This is a genomic window from Gillisia hiemivivida (assembly GCF_007997295.1).
In the GTDB taxonomy this organism is placed as follows: Bacteria; Bacteroidota; Bacteroidia; order Flavobacteriales; family Flavobacteriaceae; genus Gillisia; species Gillisia hiemivivida.
The window spans coordinates 1-4,411 of record NZ_VORY01000041.1; the positions used below are offsets into that span (position 1 = coordinate 1).

General features: G+C 33.1%; 5 protein-coding genes. 4 read left to right on the forward strand and 1 reads right to left on the reverse strand.

All coding sequences use genetic code 11. The features are described 5' to 3' along the window. Positions 1–413 precede the first annotated feature (413 nt). The 3 genes from ES724_RS16315 (at position 414) to ES724_RS16325 (ending at position 3,089) form a co-directional block, all read left to right on the forward strand. Positions 414–1,847 (forward strand): site-specific integrase, encoded by a 1,434-nt coding sequence (locus ES724_RS16315; RefSeq protein ID WP_146935021.1) that lies wholly within the window; start codon positions 414–416, stop codon positions 1,845–1,847. 433 nt (positions 1,848–2,280) lie between these two features. Then, entirely contained in the window at positions 2,281–2,877 is a 597-nt protein-coding gene (locus ES724_RS16320) for a hypothetical protein (RefSeq protein ID WP_146935024.1), read from the forward strand. Continuing rightward, positions 2,865–3,089 (forward strand): hypothetical protein, encoded by a 225-nt coding sequence (locus ES724_RS16325; protein ID WP_146935027.1) that lies wholly within the window; start codon positions 2,865–2,867, stop codon positions 3,087–3,089. The genes ES724_RS16320 and ES724_RS16325 overlap by 13 nt, the downstream gene beginning before the upstream one ends. Before the next feature lie 265 nt (positions 3,090–3,354). On the opposite strand, the gene ES724_RS16330 is transcribed toward ES724_RS16325, so the two are convergent. Beyond that, positions 3,355–3,798: a hypothetical protein gene (locus ES724_RS16330; protein WP_211362781.1), complete on the reverse strand. Its 444-nt coding sequence runs from the start codon at positions 3,796–3,798 to the stop codon at positions 3,355–3,357. A 269-nt stretch (positions 3,799–4,067) separates the two neighbouring features. On the opposite strand from ES724_RS16330, the gene ES724_RS17050 reads away from it, so the two are divergent. Continuing rightward, entirely contained in the window at positions 4,068–4,235 is a 168-nt protein-coding gene (locus tag ES724_RS17050; RefSeq protein WP_170249918.1) for a helix-turn-helix domain-containing protein, read from the forward strand. Positions 4,236–4,411: the final 176 nt, after the last annotated feature.

A 4,411-nucleotide genomic window follows, 5' to 3' on the forward strand; every position in this document is an offset into this window, starting at 1 on the left:
ATCAAAATGATCCACTAAGAATTGTGGCAATACAAGCTTAATTAAATCTAGGTAGTTATCCAAACCTCTTTTTTTGGCAAATATCGAACTACATTTTCAATTCACACACAACTTTTGAGATTGATCCCTTTCTCCCGTGTAGTATTTATCATGTGTTTCGGAATATATGATATATAGATAATGCATTGCTAATAAATTAAAAAAACCCCGAGACAAATGTCAAGGGGTTTTTAAGGTGGTGCCTCCAGAACTACAATGGAGTTATTTCATTACCTTTCATTTAATTCCATCTTAATCCATAAATCATAGTTATAATAAGAGCTATGGTGATTTGCACATTTCATATAGTTTCATTTAATATGTTTTGCAATCACAAAAAAACGCCGTAAATTACACCGTAATAAATTGTGAATATGAAACAACCTAAGATTAGATATTTTTTAGAAGCTTCACGAGACGGGTTAAGAGATACACCAGAACTTGTCCTTGCTTCAGTAAGTTATGGATATTCTGTAATTAAGAACGGAAAGAAACGTAGCACCCCTTTTAAAATTTCATTGGAATGCACCGTTCTTCCCAAACATTTTGGTAAAAAGGAAAATAATTATAGGTTTGATGAAAACGTTTATTCCAAACATTTAAGAAACTATGGGTTTTTCAATACTCGTAAAATTCAACTTGAGGCATCAATAAACCGCCTTGCAACTCAATATCAGTCTCAAGTTAAATTGCCAACACCAAATGATTTTCAACATGCTTTAAAAGTGGATATTGGTCAAATTTCGACTACACTTAAGGAAAGTGAATTAATTGTAGACCACCTTCAAAAACGTATTGATTATTATGAGAAGTATAGTAGTGCAAATAAGAAGGATTCTAAAAGAGAGAGTACAATTAAAGGGTATCGCACACTTTTACTTCACCTTCAGGAGTATGAATTAGTTAAGAATATCAAGTTAACTTTTGATAAATTTGATGAGTCTCAATACTGGGATTTTTGGGAGGTTATAGATAGTATCTATCGCGGAGAAATTCAAGTTGATAATCCCATCCGCACCAAAAAAAGAAGAAAAGATGTTCATGGCTATGCAGCAAAGACGATTCAGAAGTTTCAAAAAAATTTATTAGCTTTTCTAAAGGTATCGGAAAATGAGGTTGAGGTTAAATTAAATGTGAGCAATGCTAACCTTGTGCATGGTACTACAAAAGCTAGTAAATCATTATATGTATCAGAAAATGAACTGAAACTTATTAGTGAGACTGACGTGAGTTTTGACGATAATTTACAAGCTGCTAAGGATTTCATTTTAATTAGTGGATTAACGGGTCTTCGGTATGAAAGTGTTGTTGAGGCATCATCAGTTACTGTGGAAAATTATAAACAGGACGCTTACAATTTTAGTTATATTTATATTTATTTGGGTAAGGTAAAAAGTGAGGTGTGCATACCAATGCTAAAACCTGTCATGGAAATTGTTAAACGCAATTCGGGAACGTTACCAGTTCTACCATCCAATCAAAAAATCAATGTATTCATTAAGGATTTATATCGTCACCTCAACATTACCGAGAAAGTAGAAGTGATAAACACTAATTACAAGGGAGAAGTGCAATCTCTTAAAGAACCAAAGTGCGACGTAGTTAGTTGTCACGATAGTAGACGAGGTTTTATAACCAACTTAGACTTACTTGGAGTTAGAAGAACTGTGGTGTCGGATATTACCCATCCATCTAAGGTAAACGAAAATGCTATGCATAAACTATACAATAAATCGCCACTGTTGGATAAAGCAAAACGTTTTGTTGATGAGATATTAAAATTAGATTCTGAAGTATATACATTCTAATATGGTTGTCGGATCTTGATCCGACAACCATTCTTGTACTAGCTCCCTCCCTCCTTCATCCATATTTTTTAAAAATGTTCTGAGTCTTTGAATTCAGATACGTTGCACCGTATTTTCTCTTATAATAGAAATTAGACGGAGCTTTTTTAGAAGCCCATCAATACGCACCTAAATTTTCTACATAAAACTTTAGGTTTATTACATATTGACATGCAAATTCATTTAGGTAAATCTTATACCTCAACTACGTTAATAATCAACCTCATCAAAAAAAATATTAAGCCATCAACAACCGCCAATGCTGAGAAATCAAAATTATTTTTTCGAAATAGAACCTTTTTTATAAGATATGCATATTTATTATTGAAGAACATGACGGGAATAGGTCTTCTCGTCATGTATTGGATAAAAGTAAATAATATAATTAGTATATATGATTAAAGAAGAAGCTACCAAAGCATTAGAATATTATTTCTCTAAGTTAAAGAGAAAGATACACTATGATACACAAGAAGTAATGGATATAACGGGTATAAGTGAAAGAACATTGAGATATCGACTTGCTGAGTTAAGTACGAAATACAAGGAAGTTCCTGCACTGCTTTATCAAAAAAATAGAGTATGGAAAATTCATAATTCTATTCTTGAGGAATTTATTCCAAAGTATAAAAGTAAGGGAAACCATTTGGTTAACCGAGATTGGAATTCATTCATTACATGGGCACCTAGAGATAATTATTGTAAGGAATATCATGCATCTTTAGTTAAGCAAATAATGGACAATTTTCCACCTGAGAAATACCCAACTGAAAAATTCTTCCCTGTATTGGAAAAGAACCAGAATGGTACATATCACGTTCATCTTCTTTCGAGTAAACCGATAGAAGAAATTAAAAACGTGGTTGAATCGGTAATAAGAAAAGGAGTACTGCTGTCTAAAACAGACTGTCGTGTTGAGGTGGCTCCAGTATACAGCAAAACACAAGCTATAACATATTTATTTAAACAAAAAGAAACATGGACATTTTAGAAATCATAAACATTAATGACGTGCCTTTAATCAAGGCTTTAGTAATAAATTACATGACCTACGAATACGAAGCTGATGCAGAACTTAATGATGATTCGGTTCTGAATGAGTTAAGGTATTTGTACAATAATAATTTAATGGGGGTATTGGTCGATTATGAATTTACCTTTTCAAATCACCAATTGGAAAGAGAAATGAGTCCTTGTAATTAGAGATATAAATATTTGTGTGTGTATGATCCGGGCACCGGATTATGCACACTTATATGTATAGTGGAACGGTGTCAAAAAGAGCGATATTAACGAGTTTTAAGAGCTTTAAATTCACTTTATGGGTCTTATGGGACAGGCTAAGGGAATATGCAGTTCTGATTAGGCTAACGCTTTTCCTGCGTTAGTGTGGGCTTAAAGCATTTCAAGACCCATATGCCGTTCAATCATTCTCAGAGAATTCAAGAATTTATTTTATAAGGTACTTTTAATCTTCCGTTACTATTACGGTAACAGTCGTGAATTCGTCTGGTCCAGATTCCCCGAATCTTAAGTCAGGTCCCGACTTAAATGTAAAAGTATATTCTCCAGAAAAATTAGGGGTGAATTCATATGTCGTCTGACGAATTGGCAAATTCATTGTGCAGATAAGACCTTCATATTTGGCTTCTATTTCAATGATTCGGGTTAATCCGTTTCCACTTTCAATAAATCTTCCGAACTCACCACATCCATTCATGACTTGAAAGGAGACAACAATGTTTATTTTTTCTCCTACAATTCTTTCAGAAGGAGCCTCTACGGATATTGCGTATGCTGTCTCAAAATTTGGACTATTATCATCATCATCATCATCATCATTTGAACAAGACATGGAAATTAGCATTAATAATGTAATTATCAGTCCGTATGTAGCTTTGAATTTGTGCATTCTGAATTGAATTCTGAGTTTAAAGAACTAATATACTAAGAATAATTTATTGAATTAGCCAATTTCATCTTTCTTTTTTAACTAACAGAAGGTGCAGCTTGTTTTGCCAAGTTTTTTGTAGTAATTTTGGTATAATCAATCTCCATTACCCGAGGAATGCAACTAGAATCGGTGAAGAGGTTTGGATAGTGTTCCCAGTAACACGAGAATTTATAAAAGCCAGAATGGCGTTGACTGGGATAAAGTTGTTGATAAAAAACAATATCAACATGGAATTACTGACTACGAAGGAAGTAATGCATTTGTTAAAAATTAAGTCTCCTACCACATTAATAAAATTGGAAAGAGAGAACGAAATTAAAGTCGCAAAAAGAATTGGACATCACAAGCGGTACAAGCCCGCTGACATTCAGCGATATATTGACAAACGTAATTAAACAAATTAGGGGCTATTAGCCCTTTTTTTGTAACTAACCATGAAAAAACGGATCAATCTCAAAAGTTGTGTGTGAATTGAAAATGTAGTTCGATATTTGCCAAAAAAAGAGGTTTGGATAACTACCTAGATTTAATTAAGCTTGTATTGCCACAATTCTTAGTGGATCATTTTGAT